This is a genomic window from Nitrospirillum pindoramense (assembly GCF_007827955.1).
Lineage (GTDB): Bacteria > Pseudomonadota > Alphaproteobacteria > Azospirillales > Azospirillaceae > Nitrospirillum > Nitrospirillum amazonense_B.
Window position 1 is genome coordinate 20,065 of sequence record NZ_VITR01000027.1, and the last position, 20,712, is coordinate 40,776.

The 20,712-nt window shown below is 68.9% G+C and carries 20 protein-coding genes; 9 read left to right on the forward strand and 11 right to left on the reverse strand.

Translation table 11 applies throughout. The annotated features are described in order from the left end of the window. Positions 1–169: 169 nt before the first annotated feature. On the forward strand, positions 170–466 hold the full coding sequence (locus FBZ90_RS26745) for a hypothetical protein (RefSeq protein ID WP_145736604.1): 297 nt from the start codon (positions 170–172) through the stop codon (positions 464–466). A gap of 127 nt (positions 467–593) precedes the next feature. On the opposite strand, the gene xth is transcribed toward FBZ90_RS26745, so the two are convergent. Beyond that, positions 594–1,388 (reverse strand): exodeoxyribonuclease III, encoded by a 795-nt coding sequence (gene xth / locus FBZ90_RS26750; RefSeq protein WP_145736606.1) that lies wholly within the window; start codon positions 1,386–1,388, stop codon positions 594–596. 161 nt (positions 1,389–1,549) lie between these two features. Between xth and FBZ90_RS26755 the strand changes: the two genes are divergently transcribed. Beyond that, positions 1,550–2,092 (forward strand): glutathione peroxidase, encoded by a 543-nt coding sequence (locus FBZ90_RS26755; protein WP_145736608.1) that lies wholly within the window; start codon positions 1,550–1,552, stop codon positions 2,090–2,092. An 18-nt stretch (positions 2,093–2,110) separates the two neighbouring features. Here FBZ90_RS26755 and FBZ90_RS26760 read toward each other — a convergent pair whose 3' ends face one another. The 5 genes from FBZ90_RS26760 to FBZ90_RS26780 all read right to left on the reverse strand — a co-directional run bounded on the left by FBZ90_RS26760 (position 2,111) and on the right by FBZ90_RS26780 (position 8,480). After that, positions 2,111–2,881 carry a gamma-glutamyl-gamma-aminobutyrate hydrolase family protein gene (locus tag FBZ90_RS26760; protein WP_145736610.1) on the reverse strand — a complete coding sequence of 257 codons (771 nt, stop codon included), beginning with the start codon at positions 2,879–2,881 and terminating at the stop codon, positions 2,111–2,113. Between the two features lie 70 nt (positions 2,882–2,951). After that, positions 2,952–3,602: a LolA family protein gene (locus FBZ90_RS26765; protein WP_145736612.1), complete on the reverse strand. Its 651-nt coding sequence runs from the start codon at positions 3,600–3,602 to the stop codon at positions 2,952–2,954. Between the two features lie 123 nt (positions 3,603–3,725). Then, the gene (locus tag FBZ90_RS26770; RefSeq protein ID WP_211102357.1) at positions 3,726–6,509 is read right to left on the reverse strand and encodes a DNA translocase FtsK; all 2,784 of its coding nucleotides are present in this window, start codon (positions 6,507–6,509) and stop codon (positions 3,726–3,728) included. Between the two features lie 162 nt (positions 6,510–6,671). Continuing rightward, positions 6,672–7,922 carry an aminotransferase class I/II-fold pyridoxal phosphate-dependent enzyme gene (locus tag FBZ90_RS26775; RefSeq protein WP_186456067.1) on the reverse strand — a complete coding sequence of 417 codons (1,251 nt, stop codon included), beginning with the start codon at positions 7,920–7,922 and terminating at the stop codon, positions 6,672–6,674. Positions 7,923–8,141: 219 nt separating this feature from the next. Continuing rightward, positions 8,142–8,480 (reverse strand): P-II family nitrogen regulator, encoded by a 339-nt coding sequence (locus FBZ90_RS26780; protein ID WP_145736616.1) that lies wholly within the window; start codon positions 8,478–8,480, stop codon positions 8,142–8,144. 424 nt (positions 8,481–8,904) lie between these two features. Here FBZ90_RS26780 and FBZ90_RS26785 point away from each other — a divergent pair, with 424 nt between their 5' ends. Beyond that, complete coding sequence (locus FBZ90_RS26785; protein ID WP_145736618.1) at positions 8,905–10,155, forward strand: UbiH/UbiF/VisC/COQ6 family ubiquinone biosynthesis hydroxylase; 1,251 nt, start codon at positions 8,905–8,907, stop codon at positions 10,153–10,155. Positions 10,156–10,177: 22 nt separating this feature from the next. Continuing rightward, complete coding sequence (gene kynA / locus FBZ90_RS26790) at positions 10,178–11,023, forward strand: tryptophan 2,3-dioxygenase (protein ID WP_145736620.1); 846 nt, start codon at positions 10,178–10,180, stop codon at positions 11,021–11,023. A 7-nt stretch (positions 11,024–11,030) separates the two neighbouring features. Here the strand turns inward: kynA and kynU are convergent, their stop codons facing one another. Further along, entirely contained in the window at positions 11,031–12,284 is a 1,254-nt protein-coding gene (kynU, locus tag FBZ90_RS26795; protein ID WP_145736622.1) for a kynureninase, read from the reverse strand. A gap of 271 nt (positions 12,285–12,555) precedes the next feature. Here kynU and FBZ90_RS26800 point away from each other — a divergent pair, with 271 nt between their 5' ends. The 3 genes from FBZ90_RS26800 (at position 12,556) to FBZ90_RS26810 (ending at position 17,112) form a co-directional block, all read left to right on the forward strand. Next, positions 12,556–14,976 (forward strand): penicillin acylase family protein, encoded by a 2,421-nt coding sequence (locus FBZ90_RS26800; RefSeq protein WP_186456068.1) that lies wholly within the window; start codon positions 12,556–12,558, stop codon positions 14,974–14,976. Between the two features lie 224 nt (positions 14,977–15,200). After that, the gene (locus FBZ90_RS26805) at positions 15,201–16,331 is read left to right on the forward strand and encodes a hypothetical protein (protein WP_145736626.1); all 1,131 of its coding nucleotides are present in this window, start codon (positions 15,201–15,203) and stop codon (positions 16,329–16,331) included. Positions 16,332–16,416: 85 nt separating this feature from the next. Then, positions 16,417–17,112: an RluA family pseudouridine synthase gene (locus tag FBZ90_RS26810; protein WP_145736628.1), complete on the forward strand. Its 696-nt coding sequence runs from the start codon at positions 16,417–16,419 to the stop codon at positions 17,110–17,112. An 11-nt stretch (positions 17,113–17,123) separates the two neighbouring features. Here FBZ90_RS26810 and FBZ90_RS26815 read toward each other — a convergent pair whose 3' ends face one another. Genes FBZ90_RS26815 through FBZ90_RS26830 form a run of 4 tightly spaced genes read right to left on the reverse strand, consistent with a single transcriptional unit; the run spans position 17,124 to position 19,694 of the window. Further along, complete coding sequence (locus tag FBZ90_RS26815; RefSeq protein ID WP_145736630.1) at positions 17,124–17,420, reverse strand: putative quinol monooxygenase; 297 nt, start codon at positions 17,418–17,420, stop codon at positions 17,124–17,126. Between the two features lie 24 nt (positions 17,421–17,444). Beyond that, entirely contained in the window at positions 17,445–17,915 is a 471-nt protein-coding gene (locus tag FBZ90_RS26820) for a DUF2269 family protein (protein WP_145736632.1), read from the reverse strand. Further along, entirely contained in the window at positions 17,915–19,222 is a 1,308-nt protein-coding gene (locus FBZ90_RS26825; RefSeq protein WP_145736633.1) for an SDR family oxidoreductase, read from the reverse strand. Before FBZ90_RS26825 ends, FBZ90_RS26820 begins: the two co-directional genes overlap by 1 nt. A gap of 25 nt (positions 19,223–19,247) precedes the next feature. Then, positions 19,248–19,694 (reverse strand): thiol-disulfide oxidoreductase DCC family protein, encoded by a 447-nt coding sequence (locus tag FBZ90_RS26830; protein WP_145736634.1) that lies wholly within the window; start codon positions 19,692–19,694, stop codon positions 19,248–19,250. 179 nt (positions 19,695–19,873) lie between these two features. Between FBZ90_RS26830 and FBZ90_RS26835 the strand changes: the two genes are divergently transcribed. Both FBZ90_RS26835 and FBZ90_RS26840 read left to right on the forward strand, forming a co-directional pair. Next, positions 19,874–20,104 carry an antitoxin gene (locus FBZ90_RS26835; protein ID WP_145736636.1) on the forward strand — a complete coding sequence of 77 codons (231 nt, stop codon included), beginning with the start codon at positions 19,874–19,876 and terminating at the stop codon, positions 20,102–20,104. 19 nt (positions 20,105–20,123) lie between these two features. Continuing rightward, positions 20,124–20,516: a type II toxin-antitoxin system VapC family toxin gene (locus FBZ90_RS26840; protein WP_186456069.1), complete on the forward strand. Its 393-nt coding sequence runs from the start codon at positions 20,124–20,126 to the stop codon at positions 20,514–20,516. Positions 20,517–20,712 lie beyond the last annotated feature (196 nt).

Sequence of the window (20,712 nt, forward strand, 5' to 3'; positions counted from 1 at the left end):
GGCCAAAGGTGGCGGAAGAAGAGCCCCAGTCGACAAATTCAATAAAATTGTAGGTGCTTTCCCGGGGCGGCAAATGGTCGCCCCTTCGCATCCACATGCATGACTGTCCGCTTACTTACGCCGTCGGCGTGTCTTGACTCGACGTCAAGGGAAGCGTTGAGTCATTCGCATGTTTGTCCCGCCCACCATCGCCCAGGCCGTACCGACACCGGTACTGACGCCGCAGCAGCAGACGCCGACGCAGAACCCGTCGTTCGTGGCGGCGGTTGCGGGCGCGCAAAGCACGGCCAAGCCGGTGGCGACGCAGACGACCGCGGCGGCCCAGCCCACGGGCCGGTCGGAAGGCAGCAAGGACAACCGCAGCGGCACCGATACCGGCCAGGCGACCGACACCGGCGCCAACGCCGTCCGCGCCCGCAGCAGCGGCCATCCCTGGCGCGGCCAACTGCTGGACGTGACGGTTTAGTTCTCCCTCAGGCGCCGGGCGCGGCCATCCGGCCGCTTGGCTTATCCTCGCTTTCCAGTCCACTACGTTCCCCGGAAAGCTCCGGCGGCCGCCGTCGCGGCCTATATGACGGCCTCGCGCCGCCGCCTCAGACGGCCAGGTCAATCATCACCGGCACATGGTCGGAAGGCTTGGGCCCCCAGCCGCGCGCCTCGCGCATGACGGTGTAGCCCAGCAGGTGCGGCACCAGCGGCGGCGTGACCCAGATGTGGTCCAGGCGCCGGCCCCGGTCGGACAAGCCCCAGTCGGCAGAGCGGTAGGACCACCAGGTGTAGAGCTTCTCCGTGGCCGGCAGGAAATGGCGCACGGCGTCCACCCACTCCCCCGCCCGCATCATCGCGTCCATCTTCTCAACCTCGATGGGGGTGTGGGAGATGACGTTCAACAGTTGGCGATGGGACCAGACGTCGTTTTCCAGCGGGGCGATGTTGAGGTCGCCCACCAGGATGCGGGGCTTCTGCCGGTCTTCCAGCGCCTCGCCCCAGGCGGCCAGTTCATCCAGGAAACGCAGCTTGTGCCGGAACTTGTCGTTCAGGTCGGGATCGGGGATGTCGCCGCCAGCCGGAATGTAGAAATTGTGCAGTTCGATGCCGCCCGGCAGCTCCGCCTGCACATGGCGGCAATCCTGCCGCTCACACCACAGCGTGCCACCCGTGGCCGACAGCGGCAGGCGCGAGAGGATGGCGACGCCGTTATAGCTTTTCATCCCCCGGACATGGGCATGGACATAGCCCCGCGCCGCCAGTTCCTTCAGCGGAAAGGCGTCATCCACCACCTTGGTTTCCTGCAGGCACAAGACATCGGGGCCATAGTCGTCAACCAGGCGCAAGACCATGTCCAGGCGCAGCCGCACCGAGTTGATGTTCCAGGTGACGATGCGCATGAGGCTTTCCGGCAGGTTCGATGATGGGGGTGTTCGCTGCATACGGCCACCAGGCGGCCAAGGTCAAATCCCATCCGGGACTGCGACCCCAAATCATATTGTGCGCAATATATTTTGATTTTACCCTGCCCGTCCCTTTTCCAGCACCGGAGCCTGGCGCCATGAGCCTCTATGACATCCCGCTGACCCGCCTGAACGGCACGCCCGCCAGCCTGGCGGAATATCAGGGTCAGGCGCTGCTGGTGGTCAATGTGGCGTCCAAGTGCGGACTGACGCCGCAATATACCGGCCTCAGCGCGCTGTATGACCGGTTCGAGGACAAGGGCTTCCAGGTCCTGGCCTTCCCCTGCAACGACTTCGCGGGGCAGGAGCCGGGCAGCGCCGAGGAAATCCAGACCTTCTGCGAGCGCAACTACGGCGTCCGTTTCCCAGTGTTTTCCAAGGTCCATGCGAATGGGGAGGAGCGGCACCCGCTGTACCAGGCCCTGATCGCCGCGCAGCCCAAGGCCCAGCCGAAAGAGGGCGGGCAGTTGCTGGCCAAGCTTGCGCAGCATGGCCTGGCGCCCAAGAACGACAGCGACGTGGCCTGGAACTTCGAGAAGTTCCTGGTCAGCCGCGACGGCCAAGTCATCGCCCGCTTCGCCCCGGACGTGGAACCGCAGGACCCGGCCCTGGTCACCGCCATCGAGGCGGCGCTGGCCTGATTTGCCGGGCGGACGGCGTCAAGGCGCGCGCGTGGCCGCGCGCGCCCGCACCGCGTCGCCGAAGGCCTTGAACAGCGCGACGGCGGCCGGGTCTTCCCAGAAGCGCCATTCGGGGTGCCACTGCACGCCCAGGGCGAAGGTGGCCTTCTCCACCCGCACGGCCTCGATCAGGCCGTCGGGCGCCACCGCCTCCACCGTCAGGCCGGGAGCCAGGCGGTCTATGCCCTGCTGGTGCAGGCTGTTGACGGTCAGGCGCTCCCGCCCCGTGATGCGGGCCATCAGGCCGCCGGCGGTCAGGTCGACGGCGTGGGCGGCGCCGTACTGGACCTCCAGCGGCTGGGTCTCGTCATCGCGGTGGTCCATGAGGCCCGGCACGTCCTGCACCTTCTGGTGCAGGGTGCCGCCCAGCGCCACGTTCAGTTCCTGCAGACCCCGGCAGATGGCGAACAGCGGCAGGTCGGCCGCCAACGCCGCGCGGTACAGGGGCAGGGTGGTGGCGTCGCGGTTCAGGTCATGCAGCGTGCCGGGTTCGGACAGGGGCCCGTCATAACGATCAGGATGCACGTTGCTGGGACTGCCGGTGAACAGCAGGCCGTCCAGGCGGGACACCACTTCCGCCGCGTCATACCGGTCGCCCAGGGCCGGCAGCAGCACCGCCAGGGCGTTGGCGCCGTCCGACACGGCGCGCACATACTTGTCGCCCACGACGTGGAAGGGATGGCGCCCCAGGGTGCGGTAGTCGGCGGAAACGCCGACGATGGGCATCGGGGTGCGGGGAAGGCTGGTCATCGCTGAACCCTCCTTGACGTTTTGGCCTGGGGACGTTTTGGCCTGGGCCGATGGGCCGGCCGCTGCGGCGTCAGTCGCGTTCCTTGCGGCGGCTGGGATCCCGGAAATAGAACTGGCTGTCGTCCAGGCTGACACCCGCCTGGGGATCCAGCAGCGCCACCTCTGTGGTCGCGCCTTGAGCGTCCAGCACCCGCCACCGCTTCAGGGTGAAGGGTTGTTCCTGGAACATCAAGGTCAGGCGGCCCAGGCCGGGGTCCTTGGTTTGGACCAGCGTCACCTCCAGCACCCCGGCGCTGTCGTCCATGGACGTGACCGTGACGTCGCCGGACAGGTGCAGGTCGGGCCGCAGGATGAAGTCGGCCATGGTGCTGCCGATGGGCGCGTTGGACTGTTCCTTCGCCTCCGCATCCCAGAAATAGACAAAGTGGCCGTCGGCCACGATGAAGTTCTTGTTGGGCGGGTCGTAGTCGATCCGCATCTTGCCCGGACGCTTCAGCTGAAAGGTGCCACGCACCAGGCTGCCGTCCGGGTTGATCTGCTGAAACTGTGATTTCAGCGTCTGGATGCCGTTCAGGTAGGTTTCCACCTGCGTCAGCTTGGCCTTGTCCTGGTCGGTGAACTGTGTGGACGGCTTGGCGGCGGCCGTACCGGACCACGCCACGGGGGCGAGCGCGACCAGAAAGGCGAGGGGCAGGGCGGCGAGGGCGGTGCGGCGGATCATGATGCCTTCAGGATAGACCGCGCTTTAAGGCGGAATTTGGGTGGCGATACAATCTGTTGGAAAATCGACCGCGAAAGGGGAGGGGGCGTACGTCTGACGTACGCCCGCTTATCGCGCTTCGCTCTAATTCACGCGCTCATGGTCGTCAATGTTCCGCGCCAGGACCTCGCGCTTGCCGACATGGTTGGCGCGGCTGACCACGCCCTCCTGCTCCATGCGCTCGATCAGGCGGGCGGCGCTGTTGTAGCCGATGCGCAGGTGGCGCTGGATGAAGCTGGTGCTGGCCTTGCCCTCGCGGCAGACCACCGCCACGGCTTGGTCGTAAAGGTCGTCGCCGGAGCTGGCGTTGCCGCCCCCGGCACCACCGCCCGATCCGCCATCCTCATCGAAGGGGCTGGCGTCGTCTTCCTCCGTCACCGCGTCGACGTAGTTGGGCTCACCCTGGGCCTTCAGGAACTTCACCACGTCCTCCACCTCCTGGTCGCGGACGAAGGGACCGTGGACGCGGGTGATGCGGCCGCCGCCGGCCATGTAGAGCATGTCGCCCTGGCCCAGCAGCTGTTCGGCGCCCTGTTCGCCCAGGATGGTGCGGCTGTCGATCTTGGAGGTGACCTGGAAGCTGATGCGGGTGGGGAAGTTGGCCTTGATGGTGCCGGTGATGACGTCCACCGAGGGGCGCTGCGTCGCCATGATGATGTGGATGCCGGCGGCGCGGGCCATCTGGGCCAGGCGCTGGATGGCGGCCTCGATGTCCTTGCCGGCCACCAGCATCAGGTCCGCCATCTCGTCGACGATGACGACGATGTAGGGCAGTTCCGTCAGGTCGATGGGCTGGTCCTCGAACACCGGCTTGCCGGTGTCGGGGTCGAAGCCCGTCTGGATGCGGCGGGTCAGCGTCTCGCCGTTCTGGCGCGCCTCGCGCAGGCGCATGTTGTAGCCGTCGATGTTGCGCACGCCCAGCTTGGACATGGCGCGGTAGCGGTCCTCCATCTCCCGCACCGTCCACTTCAGGGCCACCACCGCCTTCTTGGGGTCGGTCACCACCGGCGCCAGCAGGTGGGGAATGCCCTCATAGATGGACAGTTCCAGCATCTTGGGATCGACCATGATGAAGCGGCACTTTTCCGGCGGCAGCCGGTAGAGCAGCGACAGGATCATGGTGTTGATGGCCACCGACTTGCCCGAGCCGGTGGTGCCGGCCACCAGCAGGTGGGGCATGCGGGCCAGATCGGCGATGACCGGCTGGCCGCCGATGTCCTTGCCCAGCACCAGGGCCAGCTTGTGCTGGCTGCGGTCGTAGGTTTCCGCCTCCAGCAATTCGCGCAGGTAGACGGTTTCCCGCTTGGCGTTGGGCAGCTCCACGCCGATGACATTGCGGCCGGGAACGACGGCCACGCGGACGGATACGGCGCTCATGGACCGGGCGATGTCGTCGGCCAGGCCGATGACGCGGGACGACTTGGTGCCCGGCGCCGGTTCCAGTTCATAGAGGGTGACGACAGGGCCGGGGTGGACCTTGCCGATCTCCCCCTTCACGCCGAAATCGTCCAGCACGCCTTCCAGCAGCTGGGCGTTCTGGCGCAGGCCGTCCTCATTCACGCCGGGGCTGCGCACCGACAGGTCGGGCAGTTGCAGCAGGTCGACCGGCGGCAGCTCGTATTCGCTGGGCCCATCGGGTTCCAGGTCCAGGCTGGGCTGCACCGGCGCCGGCGCCTTGCGCGCGATTTCCACCGGCTTGGCCTTGGGCGGCACCACGGTGGCCAGGGGGCGGCGGGGTGCCGCCTCGCCATCCACATCCAGTTCGCCGTCGCGGGGCGGCTCACGATCGCCGGCGGGGCGGTCCATGCCGGGGCCGGGACGATCGAGCGTCGGGATGGACAGGCTGGGTTCGCGCCGCAGGCCGTCGCCGAAGCCCGGCTCACGCCGCGAAGGGGGGGCCGCCCGTTTCGGTGTCGCCAAGCCCTTCAACGTGCCGGCCAGACCGCCCTTGAGGCCATCGGCCAGGCCGCTCAAGCCCCCAATGCTACCGCCAAGGGCGGAGCCGGCGGCGGCGCGCAGACGGCCGGCGAGACCGCTGGCGGGCGTGGCCGTTTCCTCCGCATAGTCCTCATACGCCTCATCCTCCGGCTCGTACGCCGGTCCGGGGGCCGGCCGGGAAGCCGATCGGGCCGGCTCCGGCGCGCGGCGGACGGAGGCGGGCTTGGGGCCGACGGCGGGCCGCCATTGGCCCAACCGGCGCAGGAAGCCGTAGGCGGCGCCCACCGCGGCGAAGGCCTGGTAGAAGGGCACGCCCAAGGCCACGACGATCAGCGCGACGGTGGCCAGCGCCATGACCAGGCCCAGCAGCACCGGACTGCTCCACCCCACATGGCTGAGGATGAAATGGTCGATCAGGGTGACGATGACGCGGCCGGCGTTGCCGCCGGCGCCGCCGCCGAAAGGCGCGGAGATGCCGCCCAGGGAAACACCGGCCAAGGTGATGGCGAACAGCCCGGCGGCGATGCGGCCGGCCCAGAAGCTGGGCGGGTCGTGGCGCAGGATGCGCACGCCCCAGCCGGCGACGATGACCGCCAGCAGGTAGGCCGCCAGGCCGAAGCACTGCACCAGCACGTCGGCGGTGTAGGATCCGAAGGCGCCGGCCAGGTTGTGCACGGCGGTGTGCGGCCCGGCCGTGTTCCAGGACGGGTCGTTGGGGTCGTAGCTGAACAGGATGGCGGCCAGCGCCAACGCCAGCAGCACGACGCACAGGCCGCCCATCTCGGTCGCGCGGCGCATCAGGAACTGCGACGCGCCCTCGGGCAGCAGGCTGCCGCGGCGGCGCTTGCCCGGGCCCGTGGGCGCGGGACCGGGGGACAGGGGGTCGCGGTTGCCCCGGGAACCGGGGGGAGAGGCAAGGCGGGTCGTCATGGGCCGTCGCTCGTTCCTGAAAACTTACGGGCGTGGGTAAATATCGGAATCGGTGCCTTGGCCGGTTGGGGGGCCGGTGAGGGCGGTGGGCCGGTTCCAGGGAGTAAACACGGTATCAGGCAACTTTATGTCAGGCCGAAAACCGGGTGTGCCCGGTGCGGGTCATCCCAGCACGCGGGCAATGGTCTCACAGGCGCGGGCCACGGTTTCGGTGTCATGCACCAGGGCCACGCGGATATAGGAGTGGCCGGCGTTGCTGCCGTCCGGTTCCGACCGGGTGAAATAGGCGCCGGGCAGGACGCGCAATCCCGCCTCCCCCCACAGCCTGCGGGTGGCGGCTTCACCGTCGCCCACGTCCAGCCACAGGAAGAAGCCGCCGGCCGGGCGGTAAAAGCCATAGCGGCCAGCCAGCGCCGCTTCCGCCGCGTCGATCTTCTGCCGGTAGAGGCGCCGGTTCTCCTCCACATGGGCGTCGTCGTTCCACAGCGCGGCGGCGGCGGCCTGGGCGGGCAGGGCGTTGCCGGCCAGGGCATAGCTGCGCAGGCGTGTGAAAGCCTGGATCAGCGCCGGATCGCCCGCGATGAAGCCGGAGCGCAAGCCGGCGGCGCTGGACCGCTTGGACAGGGAGTTGAAGACCAGGAGGTTGGCAGTTCCCTGGCCCGCGTGCCCCTGCCCCGCCCCCTCGTGCTCCAAGGCCAGCGCGGCCTCGAACCCGCCCGGCGGCGGGGCCTTGTCCCAGATTTCGGCGTAGCATTCGTCCAGCGCCAGGACGAAGCCGTAGGCGCGGGCCAGGGTGATGGCCTTTTTCAGGTACGCCAGGTCCGCCACCGCCCCTTGCGGGTTGGAGGGCGTGCACAGGTACATGAGGGCGGTGCGGGCCAGCAGGTCGGGCGCCAGCGCGTCCAGGTCGGGCAGGAAACCGGTCTGCCGGGTGGCCGGCATGAACACCGGTTCCGCCCCCGCCAGGGCGGCGGCCCCCTCGTACACGGCGTAGAAGGGATTGGGGATCAGCACGGCCGGCTGGCGGCCATCCTTGAGCTGCGGCGTGGCAAGCAGCGCCACCTGGAACAGGGCCTCCCGCGTGCCGGTGGCGGGCAGGATGCCCTTGTCCACGTCCACGAAGCCGGCGGGCAGGCCATAGCGGCGGCAGAGCCAGCCATGGATGGCGGCGCGGAAGGGGGCGGTGCCGATGGTGGGCGGATACTTGCCCCAATCCGCCAGGGGCGCGCTGGCCAGCGCCTGGGCCAACAGGGCCGGCGGCTCATGCTGCGGTTCCCCGATGGACAGCATCAGGGGGGCGATATTGCTGCGCGGCGTCACGTCGGCCAGCAGCGCCGCCAGGCGGGTGAACGGATAATCCGAAAGTCCGCTCAAACGGCCGTTCAAGGACGGGCCCACGATGGGACTCGTCATGACGGGAACCCGGGTATCGGCCGTCAGCTGCATGGGAAAAATCATATCCGGCATATCGGGAAAGACGGCCCCGATATTAGCGGTCGGCGGTGGCCCCCACAAGGCCCACGGCGTCCGGGCCGCCCTGCCCTGACCCGCAAAACCGCCTTAGAATCCGTGGATTTGCCCCTAAATGCTTAGAAACCCGATGAAAAGCTCACCTCCGCCTATGCCATAAGGTCAGAGCGCCGGCTGTCCCCGTTCCCCCGTGCGGATGCGCACCGCCTCCGCGATGGTCATGACGAAGATCTTGCCGTCACCGATGCGGCCGGTGTTGGCCGTCGTCTGTATGGTTTCGACCACGCTTTCCATCTGGTCGTCGGGCACCGCCACCTCGATCTTCACCTTGGGCAGGAAGTTCATGGCGTATTCCGCCCCGCGATAAATCTCCGTACGGCCTTGCTGGCGGCCACAGCCCCGCACCTCGCTGACCGTCACGCCCAAATGTCCCATGACCGCCAAGGCCTCACGCACTTCATCCAGCTTGAACGGCTTCAACACCGCCACCACGAGCTTCATCGGCAGTCCTCAAAGGCCCGGAACCCCGAAGGGTCCCTTTTGGGGGAAGCCCCATGCGCCGGGGCGCCACCCACCGCCGGGGCGCGCCGGTTGGCGGGGCCTGTTGGGCCGTCCGGTCTTCAAGAAGCGTGCCGCGTTCACAGAATTGTCGTCGCTTATCCGAAAGAGCGGGCGGAGAAAGGGGCCCGGCATGGGCTGCGCAGGCGCGATGCGGGGGCGGAACCGCCCCGTTTGCGCGCAGCGGATGCCGATAAATTATGCCGCGCCCGGAGGCGGGCCGGCAAAGCGCAGGCAATTGCATAAATTTTAGGCGCATCAGGCCCGGGGAACGATCATATGCACGGTACTGGACAAGTGACCGCGCCACCGCGATCTATAGGGGCTGAGCCCCATCCCCCTTTGCCCCGTTGCCAAGGCGCCGCCGATGTCCACCGAACCCCCCCTCCCCACCGCCGAAACCGATATGGTCGCGGACGTCGCCATCGTGGGCGGCGGCCTGGCCGGCCTGTCGCTGGCGGCAGCCCTGGGCACGGCCGGGGTGCGCACCATCTGCATCGACCGCGACAGCCCCGCCCATCAGCTGGAGGCGACCTTCGACGGGCGCACCACCGCCATTTCCCATGGCAGCATGAAGATCCTGGAGGGGGCGGGGGTCTGGGGCCACCTGAACGGCGACGCCGGCCCCATCCTGGAAATCCGTGTCACCGACCAGAACCGGCCGACCTTCCTGCATTATGACCACCGCGAGGTGGGCGACCAGCCCTTCGGCTACATCGTCGAGAACGTGGTGCTGCGCCGCGCCCAGTTCGCCCGCCTGGCGGAGTTGCCGTCCGTCACCCATCTGGCCCCGGTGGAGGTCGCGTCGCTGGACCGGGGCCCGGCCATGGCAACCATCACCCTGGCCGACGGCCGCCGCGTCCGCGCCCGCCTAGTGGTGGGCGCCGATGGCCGGGGCAGCCTGTGCCGCAAGGACGCCGGCATCGGCCTGGTGGGCGGCAGCTATGACCAGACGGCCATCGTGGTGACGGTGGAACATGAGTTCCCCCACCGCGGCGTGGCGGTGGAGCTGTTCCTGCCCAGCGGGCCCTTCGCCATGCTGCCGCTGACCGGCAACCGCACCTCCATCGTCTGGTCGGACAAGAGTGCGGCCGTGCCCCATTACATGGGCCTGGACGACGCGGCCTTCACCGCCGAGCTTCAGGCCCGCATCGGCGATTGGCTGGGCGCCGTGCGCCCCATTGGCGGCCGCTACAGCTTCCCTCTATCGTGGCAGCACGCCGAGCGCTATGTCGACCGCCGGCTGGCGCTGATCAGCGAGACCATCCACGCCATGCACCCCATCGCCGGGCAGGGGCTGAACATGGGCCTGCGCGACCTGGCGGCCCTGGCGGAGGTCATCGTCGACGCCTGGCGCCTGGGCCTGGACGTGGGCGGCACCGCGACGCTGGAGCGCTACCAGCGCTGGCGCCGGTTCGACAACGTCAGCCTGCTGGGCGTGACCGACGGCCTGACCCGCCTGTTCTCCAACGACATCGCCCCGCTGAAGCTGGCGCGCGGCCTGGGCCTGGCGGCGGTGAACGCCCCGCCCCTGCTGCCGCTGAAAAAGCTGTTCATGCGCCATGCCATGGGCGTCGTGGGCGAACTGCCGCGCCTGGTGCGCGGCGAGCCCCTCTAAGAAGACCTAAGAAGACGCCGCCATGACGCAGGAAAAGAACACCGGTGCCGTCGACCTGTCGGGCGAGGGCATCCACCAGCGGCCCGACCTCAGCTATGGCGCCTATCTGGGCCTGGACCAACTGCTGTCCGCCCAGCATCCCCGCTCGGACCAGCATGACGAGCTGCTGTTCATCGTCATCCACCAGGCGTCGGAACTGTGGATGAAGCTGAGCCTGCATGAGCTGCGCGCGGCCCTGCGCCAAATCCAGGCGGACGATCTGGGCCCGGCGCTGAAGATGATCGCGCGCGTCAGCCGCATCCAGGCGCAACTGATCCAGTCCTGGGACGTTCTGGCCACCATGACGCCGGCGGACTACAGCCTGATCCGCCCGCATCTGGGGCAGAGCAGTGGCTTCCAGTCCTTCCAGTACCGGCAGCTGGAATTCCTGCTGGGCAACAAGAACGCCGGCATGATCACCGTGCACCAGGGCGACCCCGCCATCTATGCCGAGCTGATGGCCGCCTACGCCCAGCCCAGCCTGTATGACGAAACCCTGCGCCTGCTGCACCGCCGGGGCTTCGCCATCCCCGCCGGCCTGCTGGAGCGCGACTGGACCCAGCCGCACCAGGCGCATCCGGCGGTGGAGGCCGCCTGGCTGGCCGTCTACCGCGACCCCCACGAGCATTGGGAGCTGTACGACCTGGCGGAAAAGCTGGTGGATTTGGAATACCGCTTCCAGCAGTGGCGCTTCAGCCACATGAAGACGGTGGAACGCATCATCGGCTTCAAGCCCGGCACCGGCGGCACCGGCGGGGTCAGCTATCTGGTGAAGGCGCTGGACCTGAAGTTCTTCCCGGAGCTGTTCAGCGTGCGGACCTCGCTTTAGGGCTTGGTCACGTCACCGCCGCCCGCTCATGGAACCGCGCCTCCCGCCACAGGCCGGTCTCCATGATGTCCGCGAGATGATCCACGGCGTCCCAGATATCCACGTAGCGGATGTAAAGGGGCGCGAAGCCGAAGCGCAGGACCTCGGGCGCGCGGAAGTCGCCAATGACGCCGCGCTCGATCAGCGCCTGGACGATGGCGTAGCCCTGGTCGTGCCCCAGGCTGACCTGGCTGCCCCGCCGGGCACTGTCGCGGGGGCAGAGAACCTGGAAGCCATGCGCCCCCAGGCGCTGGTCCACCAGCTCCAGGAACAGATCGCCCAGGCGGCGGGACTTGGCGAACAGGGCGTCGCGGTCGGCGCCGGCCATGACCTTCACCCCTTCCTCCAGCGCCGACAGGCCGATGACCGGGGGCGTGCCGCAGAGGTGGCGCAGGATGCCGGGCGCCGGCTGGTAGTCATCACCGAAGGCGAAGGGTGCCGCATGGCCCATCCAGCCGGACAGGGGCGGGTGCAGGGCGTCCTGGTGCCGGCGGGCGACGAACAGGAAGGCCGGGGCGCCAGGGCCGCCGTTCAGGTATTTGTATCCGCAGCCCACGGCCAGGTCGGCCCCGCAGCCGTTGAGGTCCACTGCCAGCGCCCCGGCGCTGTGCGACAGGTCCCACAGGGCCAGCGCCCCCACGGCGTGGGCCTTGGCCGTCAGGGCGGCCATGTCGTGCACCCGCCCCGTCTTGTAATGCACATGGGTCAGCAGCAGCAGGGCCACGTCCGGGGTCAGCGCGTCGGCCAACCCCTCCGCCGGCACGGTGCGCAGCTCGACATCGCCCAGCAGGTCGGCCAGGCCCTGCATGACATAAAGGTCGGTGGGGAAATTACCCGGTTCCGACAGGATGACGCGGCGGCCCTGGCCCGCGTTCTGGCGGCGCTGCATCGTCACGGCCCCCGCCGCCAGCTTGAACAGGTTGGCGGAGGTGGAGTCGGCGGCGATGACCTCGCCCGCGTCCGCCCCGATCAGCGGGGCGATCAGGTCGCCCACCCGGGTGGGCAGGGTGATCCAGTCGGCGCTGTTCCAACTGCGGATGAGGTCCACGCCCCATTCCCGGTCCACCACCTGGGCCAGGCGGGCGCGGGTGGCGCGGGGCAGGGCACCCAGGGAATTGCCGTCCAGGTAGATGACGCCGGGGGGCAGGTCGAAGGCGTCGCGGGACGCCGCCACCGGGTCCCGGGCGTCCAGCGCCAGCATCGCGTCACGTGTCCAGGCCATGGCCGGCCTCTCCCAACCGTTATTGATGGCCAACCGTTATTGATGGCCAACCGTTATTGATGGCGTACGACCATACCCATGGCGCGGCGACGGAACCAAGCCCAATCACCAACAATCCCCGCTCGCGGGGCACAGCGTTGGCATACTTGGGATTTGTTGCCTTCAACAGACACAATGGATGAGAATGCGCCGCCGCCAAGGCGGCCGGGCCCACGGGACCTCCGCTCGAAGGAGCCTCGGCCCAAAACAAGCCTGACGCATGGGGACAGGAATGGAAGCGAAGACCGACCGCCGCAGCGGGCGCCGGGTTCTGGCATGGTTGGGCGGGATCGCCGGCGTGGCGGTGGTGGGTATCGCCGGCCTGGGCACCTGGTCGGCCTGGAGCCTGAACGCCAGCCTGCCCCAGCTGGAGGGCACGGCCGCCATCCCCGGCCTGTCCGCCCCGGTGACGGTGGAGCGGGACGAGAACGGCGTTCCCACCCTGACGGGCCCCGACCGCACCAGCCTGATGTACGCCCTGGGTTTCCTGCATGCCCAGGAGCGGTATTTCCAGATGGACCTGATGCGGCGCAGCGCCGCCGGTGAGCTGTCTGAACTGGTGGGGCCGGCGGTGGCCAAGGTGGACACCCCCCATCGCCTGCACCGCTTCCGCGCCCGGGCCCACGCCGCCGTCGAGCGGGCCGGCCCGGAGGAGCGGGCGATGCTGACCGCCTACACCGCCGGCGTGAACGCCGGGCTGAACGGGCTGAAGCGCGCGCCCTTCGAATACACGCTGCTGCGCCAGCAGCCCAAGCCGTGGAGCCTGGAGGACACGCTGCTGGTCGTGGACGCCATGTATTTCGACCTGCAGTCCTCTGACGGATGGGAGGAGCGCCGTCTGGCGCTGGCCATCGACCAGATGGGCCCTGCCATGGCCAATTTCCTTTATCCCCAGAGCACGGAGCTGGACGCCCCCCTGGACGGCAGCACGCTGCCCGAGCCGCCCATGCCCGAAAGCTACACCCCCGCCGTGAAGGTGGGGGCGGCGGCCCCCGAGCAGGGCGAGGGGGAGGCGATGATCCCCGGCAGCAACAACTGGGCGGTCAGCGGCGCGCTGACCGGCACCGGGGCCGCCATGGTGGCCAATGACATGCACCTGAGCCTGCGGGCACCCAACACCTGGTACCGCGCCCGCCTGGTGGTGAAGCCCGCCGGGGCCGACGCCCCCACCCTGGATCTGATCGGCGTCACCCTGCCGGGCAATCCGCTGCTGGTGGTGGGCAGCAACAAGCGCATCGCCTGGGGGTACACCGACGCCTATGTCGACACCGGCGACGTCGTCGTCCTGGAACCGGTGGACGGCGACGCCGACCGCTACAAGACGCCGGATGGGCCCAAGACCCTGGAAAAGCACCGGGAGGTGCTGTGCCCCGCCCCGACCTGCCCCAGCATCACAGTGGAGGACAGCGACTGGGGCCCGGTGGTCGGCACCGACGCCCAGGGGCGCAAGCTGGCCTATCGCTGGGTGGCGCACGACGTGGGGGCGGAGGTGATGTCCGCCGGCGCCGCCCTGGAACGGGCGGGCTCGGTGGATGAGGCGGTGGCCATCGCCCACCGGCTGCCCATCCCGAATGAGAACATGATGGTGGTCGATACCAAGGGCAACCTGGCCTGGACCATCGTCGGCCTGGTGCCGCGCCGCTTCGGCCATGACGGCACGCTGCCCGTCAGCTGGGCCGATGGCAAGGCGGGCTGGAACGGCTATCTGTCGCCGGCGGAGGTGCCGGTGATCTCCAACCCCGCCAACGGCCGGCTGTGGACGGCCAACACCCGCGTGGTGGGCGGCGACGCGTTGGCCAAGCTGGGCTTCGGCGGCTATGCCCTGGGCGGCAGGGCCGGACAGATTCGCGACGACTTGGCCGCCCGCGACCATTTCGCCGAAAAGGATATGCTGGACATTCAGCTGGACGACCGGGCGCCCATGCTGGATTTCTGGCAGCGGCTGATGCTGCAGGCCCTGGGTGAACGGGCCAGCGATCAGGCGCTGGCCAACCTGGTGGCGCCGGTGGAAAGCTGGGGCGGCCGGGCCGCCATCCCCTCCGTCGGGTATCGCCTGGTGCGCAGCTTCCGCACCGCCGTGGTTGACAGGCTGTACCAGGCGTACACCGCCCCGCTGGCGGGACCCGCCGGGGACCACGCCAGCGACCTGGTCAGCCATCAGGCCGAGGGGCCGGCCCGCCGCCTGCTGACGGCCAAGTCGCCCGGCCTGGTACCGCCCGGATACAAGAGCTGGGACGCACTGATCGACGCCGCCCTGAAGGATGTGCGTGAGCGTCTGGCCCAGAACGGCGGCGACATCGCGCGTTTCACCTGGGGCGACCGCAACCGCCTGGCCATCCATCACCCCCTGTCGGCCGTGGCCCCGGTGCTGGCGCCCTATCTCGACCCGCCGTCGGAGCCGGTGGCCGGCGATCTGTTCCAGCCGCGCGTGACGGCGCCCAACTTCGGCGCCTCTGAACGGCTGGTGGTGTCGCCGGGGCATGAGGACACCGGCCTGTTCCACATGCCCACGGGGCAAAGCGGCCACCCGCTGTCGCCCTATTACAACAAGGGGCATGAGGACTGGGTTCAGGGCCGCGCCACCCCGCTGCTGCCCGGCGCCACCCGCTGGCGCCTGACCCTGGAACCCGCGGCGGGAACCACCCCGCCCTGAACCGTAGTTTGGGTATTGCAAAATGCGTGATGGCATTGACAGCGATGCTGTCACGCTTTCGGCAATTCCTGCCGGCTTTTTGCAGGAACCCGGCAGGATTTTCCCGCGCCACCCTGTCCTTCAACGCCGCCGCTTATGCAGTAATGCATTGATTCCGCTTAGATCATTGCATGGCCCGTCCTGTGCTTGGGCATCCCCGGTTTCATCTGCGGGGTGCCTGCATCATGGATGGTGGCGTTGTTTCCGGCCTGAGTTCGACCGAGTCCGCCGGCCTGGAGACGGAGGCGCCCAGCGGCTCCTTCGCCCGGGCCTATCAAGAGGCGCACGCCGCCGCCGGTATCCAGCGCCTGGCCGTGACGCCGGTGCTGGAGATGATGGACCTGACGGGCGACGCGCACGCGCTGGACGCCTATCTCGCCCGCGCCCATGCCGATCTGGCGCTGACCAGCGACAACGTCGACCGGCTGAAGGGCAACCTGCACCTGGTGTTCCTATTCCGCGATTTCCGCCACCGCCTGGTCCGCGCCATGGAACGCATGAAGGACACGGGCGCCGGCCCCTTCGCGGCGTTGCCCGAGTGGATGAGCGCCCACCACCGTTTCGGCCTGCTGCGCACCGCTGGCTGCCTGGGCCTGAACAAGGAACTGGACCTGTGGATGGCGGACCTTGAGGCGCGCGGGGCCCCGCAGGCGCCCATCGCCTGTCCCTTCGGCCGCATGGCGCGGGCCGCGGGCCGCTTCTTCTCCGCCTCCGCCCTGTATCGCCGCGCCGACCATTCGGTGCTGAGCATCGCCAAGACCGGCAGCAACACCGCCCTGCATGTGTGCTGGAGCCTGGTGGAGGCCGCCTACTACCTGGGCGTGGACCTGCCGCCGGCGGAGTGGCGGGCCATGCTGTGGCGGTCGCGCAAGGAGATCGCCACCCTGGCCTCCGGCAGCCTGGGCATGATCGTGGCCTTTCTGGAGGCCGCCCACCTACATCCCCATGGCGACTCGGCCGTGAACCCGACCACCCAGGAGGGCTCGCCCTTTCGCCTGGTGGGGGAGGGGGCGGACCGCCGCCTGGACCTGCGGCTGGACGGCATCGCCCCGGTCAGCACCGGCCACGACCGGCTGTTCACCGGCTGCCCCGCCTTCCATGTCAGCGGTATGATCGACACCTATCTCACCTGGGTGCTGGACATCGCCCTGCACCATGGGCTTAACCGCCAGCCGGCGCCCGCTCCGGCCCTGGTGCCCGCCCTGGGCCTGACCCCGGTCTTGGGGCCCAGCCTGTTGGGGGCCACGGTGCCCTCGCTGGGGGCAGGCCGCGCCATGACGCAGCAGGTGGCGGCAGCACCATCGCGCGACCCCTGACCTTGATTAGCGGGACCTGACAGGGTAAGGCCTGGGTCGAGCGCGGCACCACCTGATCGCGTTCCGCTCCAGGGACCCCATTGTCATGAAGCCAGAGGAAATCCAGGCGCGGGTGCTGTACCGCGACGCGCTGATGTTGATCATCGACAAGCCGGCCGGCCTGCCCGTGCATGCCGGCCCCGGCGGCGGCGACAACCTGGAACGCCATTTCGACGCCCTGCGCTTCGGCTTGCCCCGAGCCCCCACCCTGGCCCACCGCCTGGACCGCGACACCAGCGGCTGCCTGGTGCTGGGCCGCCACCCCAAGGCGCTGCGCAAGCTGGGCAAGCTGTTCCAGGAGGGACGGGTGTCCAAGACCTATTGGGCGGTGGTGGCGGGATCACCGCCGGCGGAGGAGGGCCATATCGAGGCCAGCCTGTTCAAGCGCACCAACAAGAATGGCTGGAAGATGGAGGTGGTGCCCGACGGCACGCCCGACAGCCAGGCCAGCGTCACCGACTACAAGGTGCGCGGGCGGGCGGAGACGCCGGACGGCCCCCTCACCTGGGTCGAGCTGTATCCCCGCACCGGCCGCACCCACCAGATCCGCGTCCACATGGCCCATGTCGGCTGCCCCCTGCTGGGCGACCCGGCCTATGGCGGCCCCCCCGGCGCCCTGCACCTGCATTCCCGCGGCATCGTCCTGCCGCTCTATCCCAGCCGCGATCCCGTGGGCGCCGAAGCCCCCGTGCCCGCCCACTTGCGCGCGGCGCTGAAGCGCTGCGGCTGGGCGGGGGAGTGAAGTCGGGCGGCTTATAGCCAGAGCGGGTCGATGGGGAAACGGGTGCGCACGACCTTGCCTTCAGGCTGGGCCAGCATCCAGGTACGCCAGGCCTGGAAGTAGGCGCCGGCGTAGTGGGCGTCCAGGGCCGCCTGGTCCTCGAACACCTCCCACACATAGTAGACGCCGGGCTCATCCTTGGCCGCCGCGAAGTCGAAGCGGCGGCAGCCGGGCTCCAGCCGCGTCTGTTCGACGTTGACCTGCTGCAGGGCCAGCGCCTGCTCCCGCAGGTCGGGGGCGACTTCCAGGCGGATCAGTTGGGCGATCATGGGGACGGTCCTTCGGGGGCAGGATTAAAGGGTGGGCTTGGTGACCATCAGCCAGAGAATGCCCAGCACCGCGGCGAAGGCGGGGAAGCCGAAGGCGAACCAGACCCGGAACAGGCGGAAATAGGCGGGCGGCAGCGCCTGGCCCGTGCGCACCGCCACCCGCGCCAGGTCCCGCATGCGGATCTGCATCCACACCACCGGTAGCCAGAAGGCGCCGGTGACGGCGTACAGGATGAGGCTGAGCCCGATCCAACCGCTGAACAGGGGATATCCGGCCAGGTGGGCCAGCGTGCCGCCGGTCAGCGGCTGCGCCACCACGGCGGATGCCGTGAAGAGGGTATCGGCCACCACCACGATCTGGGCGGTGTGGGCGATCAGGGCCGCGTCGCGCGTGCGATGGGCCATCAGCATGAAGAAGGCGATGCCGGCCCCGGTGCCGAACAGCACGGTGGCGCCGATGATGTGGGCGACCTTCACCAAGTCATAGAGGTCCATCAGCGCTCATCCAGCAGGGCCAGGGCCGCCAGCGCCAGCATCGCCGCCGGCAGGGTCTTGAGGAAGGGGCCCATGGGGTCCAGCCACAAGTCCGGCCGCCACAGCGTACCGCCCGCCATGTACGCGCCCGACACCGCGACCATGCCCAAAAGGGCGGCCTTGGCCCGCCGCCGAAAGACGACGCCCACGCCCAAGGCGATGTCGACGGCCGATCCCAGCAGCACCGCCAGGGTGGCCGGCGTCTGGGGCATACCCGCCACAGAGAGGACAGCGGTGGCCTCCGGCACGCGGCAGAGGCCGATAAGGCCGGACGCAATCCAGAAGATTGCCAGCATTGCCAGCATCGCTGGCTTCAGGAAATAGCTTTTGGCAAACCAGCGCTCCTGCACGCCGGCCGGATAAGCTGTCAGCACGTCGGCCAACGACAGGGGCCTGATCGCCAATTCCCGCTCCATGGCGTGGCCGTCGCCGGCGATGCCGGCGCGGAGCTGGTCCAGGGTGGCGGTGCGCAGGGGGCTGCGCCAGCCGGCCCAGGCCAGGGCGTCGGCGCCTCTGGCCGCCAGCCGCGCCACACCAGGGGGCAGGCGTCCCAAGCGTGCCGCCGGCAGGCCGAGCCAGCGCCGCAGGGTGCCCACCAGATCGGCCATGGTGACGGCCTGGGGATGCACCAGGTCGATGGCGCGTCGCGCCGGGGTGTCGGGCTGCACCGCCAGCGCCACCGCCCGCGTCACATCCGTCGCGGCTACCACCTGCACCGTGGCGTCGGCATGGACGACGGGCGTCACGACGGGCAAGGCGGCCAAGCCGCGCAACAGGGCGCTGCCGCCATAGGCGGCGGGGGCCAGCACCAGGCCGGGGCGCAGGATGATCCAGTCGAGATTGCTGGCGCGCAGCAGATCCTCGGTCGCCAGCTTGGTATCGTTGAAGCGGTCACCCTGGACGCCCAGGGCGCGATGGGCGGCGACACCGGCGGCGGAGATATGGACCAGGCGCCGTACGCCCTGCCGTACGCATGCCGCCACCAGGCGGGCGACCCCGTCACGATGCACCGCCGCCAGATCGTCACGCGGCCCATCCTGTAGCGCGCCGGCGCAATTCACCACCGCCTGGACGTCCGCCAACAAGGGCAGCCAGCCCTCCACCGTCGCCGTGGCCACATCGACGCGGACCCAGCGCACCTGAGGCGTTTGTCGCGCTGGGCCGGTGATATCGCGCCCGGTGCCGGTGACGGCGTGCCCCTCGGCCAGCAGCCGCGCCACGACGTAGGTGCCGATCAGGCCATAGGCCCCGATGACCAGGACGCGCATGCCCCATCCCCCCGGCCCGGCCCCCTCACAGGATGAACCGGTCCCGCTGTTCCGGGGTGGGAAGGTAACAGACCTGCCGCGTGCCGAACCAGCGCAAGCGGTTGCGCGCGACAAGGCTGTAGAGCGCGTCGCGCAAGGACCGGGGCAGCAGGCGGCCGAGGGTCAGCAGCGACCAGGGAAAGCCCAGGCACTCGAACACGCGGATGGAACTGTCGGACTTCACGCGCGCCACGCCCTCCTCCAGCACCAGGTTGGTCTGGTAGTCCACGGGGTCGAGCCCGTAATGCCGATAGAGAGCCGCCCCCAGGGGCGTCTGCGCCGCCATCAAGCGGAAGCGGCCAGCCGGGTCGTGGCGCATCACGAACTGGGCGAAACCGGAGCAGAGGACGCAATGGCCATCGAAAACAATGATGGGCTTGTCATCCGGAAACGCCGGCACCGACGGATCATCACGATAGCTGTACGCGGCCATGGGATCATCCAGGCGAGATGGGATCGGAGAGACGGTAACCGAATCACAGCCATGCAACCCCGTCCTTTTTCCGCCCGGGGGCATGTATATACGCGGATTGACAGGCAGCAGCCCCCGAGTCAGGATCCCTCTTCAAGCCCAGCTTCCCGGCCCAGCTTTCCTCAGCGGAGAAATGTCCCATGGCCATCACCCGCATCTTCAAGTCCGGCAATAGCCAGGCGGTCCGCATCCCGGCGGAACTGGCCTATTCCGACACGGGCATCGACCTGCATATCACCCGGGTGGGCGATGTCATCACCATCTTTCCTGCCCGTCGGAACCTGAAGGACGCGGTGGCGGCAGTGCGCGCCATGCCCAAGCCGCCCACGGTGGAGGCACGGGAGGCCCCGGATATGCCGGAGCGGGAGTAGCCAAAGCGGGAGTGGGGCCGTGGCCTTCCTGATCGACACCAACATCGCCATCCACGCCAGGGACGGGACGGAGGCGGTGCTGGATAAGCTGGCCGAGCACAGTGGTGCCGTCCTGCTATCCGCGTTGAGCTTGGCGGAACTTCAGCGTGGTCTTTACAAGGATCCGGTTTACACCGGCCTGCGGCAGGCTCGTTTGAACATCCTTCTCCCCCACATCCCGATCCTGCCGTTCGATGCCGCGGCGGCGGAGGCGTACGGCCAGATCATCGCCATCTGCGGCTGGGTCAAGGGCCGGGACTATGACCGGATGATCGCCGCCCATGCCATCAGCACCGGCTCAATTCTGGTCACCAACAACCTTGCGGATTTCAGCGATATCCCCGGCCTTCGGTTGGAAGATTGGACCCGCTAGAGCGGGTCGCGGAAAAGCGGAGTCGTTTTGGAGCGTGAATCCGCTCGCTCAACAACGACTTAGAGCCGAGCGCGTTTAACCAGAAACGCGCTCGGCTCTAACAGGGTGCGGAAGAATGGAGCGTTAAGGCCCCTTTCCCCATGAACCAAGCCGATTGAAGGCTTGATCGAGGGGCTACGGGCCGCTTTTGCGGCCA

Bases quoted from the DNA above. Each gene is read 5' to 3' on its own strand.
- FBZ90_RS26780 (WP_145736616.1), bottom strand. From the start codon at position 8,480: ATGAAGCTCGTGGTGGCGGTGTTGAAGCCGTTCAAGCTGGATGAAGTG.
- FBZ90_RS26775 (WP_186456067.1), bottom strand. From the start codon at position 7,922: ATGACGAGTCCCATCGTGGGCCCGTCCTTGAACGGCCGTTTGAGCGGA.
- kynA (WP_145736620.1), top strand. From the start codon at position 10,178: ATGACGCAGGAAAAGAACACCGGTGCCGTCGACCTGTCGGGCGAGGGC.
- FBZ90_RS26835 (WP_145736636.1), top strand. From the start codon at position 19,874: ATGGCCATCACCCGCATCTTCAAGTCCGGCAATAGCCAGGCGGTCCGC.
- FBZ90_RS26820 (WP_145736632.1), bottom strand. From the start codon at position 17,915: ATGGACCTCTATGACTTGGTGAAGGTCGCCCACATCATCGGCGCCACC.
- FBZ90_RS26800 (WP_186456068.1), top strand. From the start codon at position 12,556: ATGGAAGCGAAGACCGACCGCCGCAGCGGGCGCCGGGTTCTGGCATGG.
- FBZ90_RS26770 (WP_211102357.1), bottom strand. From the start codon at position 6,509: ATGACGACCCGCCTTGCCTCTCCCCCCGGTTCCCGGGGCAACCGCGAC.
- FBZ90_RS26760 (WP_145736610.1), bottom strand. From the start codon at position 2,881: ATGACCAGCCTTCCCCGCACCCCGATGCCCATCGTCGGCGTTTCCGCC.
- FBZ90_RS26825 (WP_145736633.1), bottom strand. From the start codon at position 19,222: ATGCGCGTCCTGGTCATCGGGGCCTATGGCCTGATCGGCACCTACGTC.
- FBZ90_RS26805 (WP_145736626.1), top strand. From the start codon at position 15,201: ATGGATGGTGGCGTTGTTTCCGGCCTGAGTTCGACCGAGTCCGCCGGC.
- FBZ90_RS26810 (WP_145736628.1), top strand. From the start codon at position 16,417: ATGAAGCCAGAGGAAATCCAGGCGCGGGTGCTGTACCGCGACGCGCTG.
- kynU (WP_145736622.1), bottom strand. From the start codon at position 12,284: ATGGCCTGGACACGTGACGCGATGCTGGCGCTGGACGCCCGGGACCCG.
- FBZ90_RS26765 (WP_145736612.1), bottom strand. From the start codon at position 3,602: ATGATCCGCCGCACCGCCCTCGCCGCCCTGCCCCTCGCCTTTCTGGTC.
- FBZ90_RS26785 (WP_145736618.1), top strand. From the start codon at position 8,905: ATGTCCACCGAACCCCCCCTCCCCACCGCCGAAACCGATATGGTCGCG.
- FBZ90_RS26830 (WP_145736634.1), bottom strand. From the start codon at position 19,694: ATGGCCGCGTACAGCTATCGTGATGATCCGTCGGTGCCGGCGTTTCCG.
- FBZ90_RS26755 (WP_145736608.1), top strand. From the start codon at position 1,550: ATGAGCCTCTATGACATCCCGCTGACCCGCCTGAACGGCACGCCCGCC.
- xth (WP_145736606.1), bottom strand. From the start codon at position 1,388: ATGCGCATCGTCACCTGGAACATCAACTCGGTGCGGCTGCGCCTGGAC.
- FBZ90_RS26815 (WP_145736630.1), bottom strand. From the start codon at position 17,420: ATGATCGCCCAACTGATCCGCCTGGAAGTCGCCCCCGACCTGCGGGAG.
- FBZ90_RS26745 (WP_145736604.1), top strand. From the start codon at position 170: ATGTTTGTCCCGCCCACCATCGCCCAGGCCGTACCGACACCGGTACTG.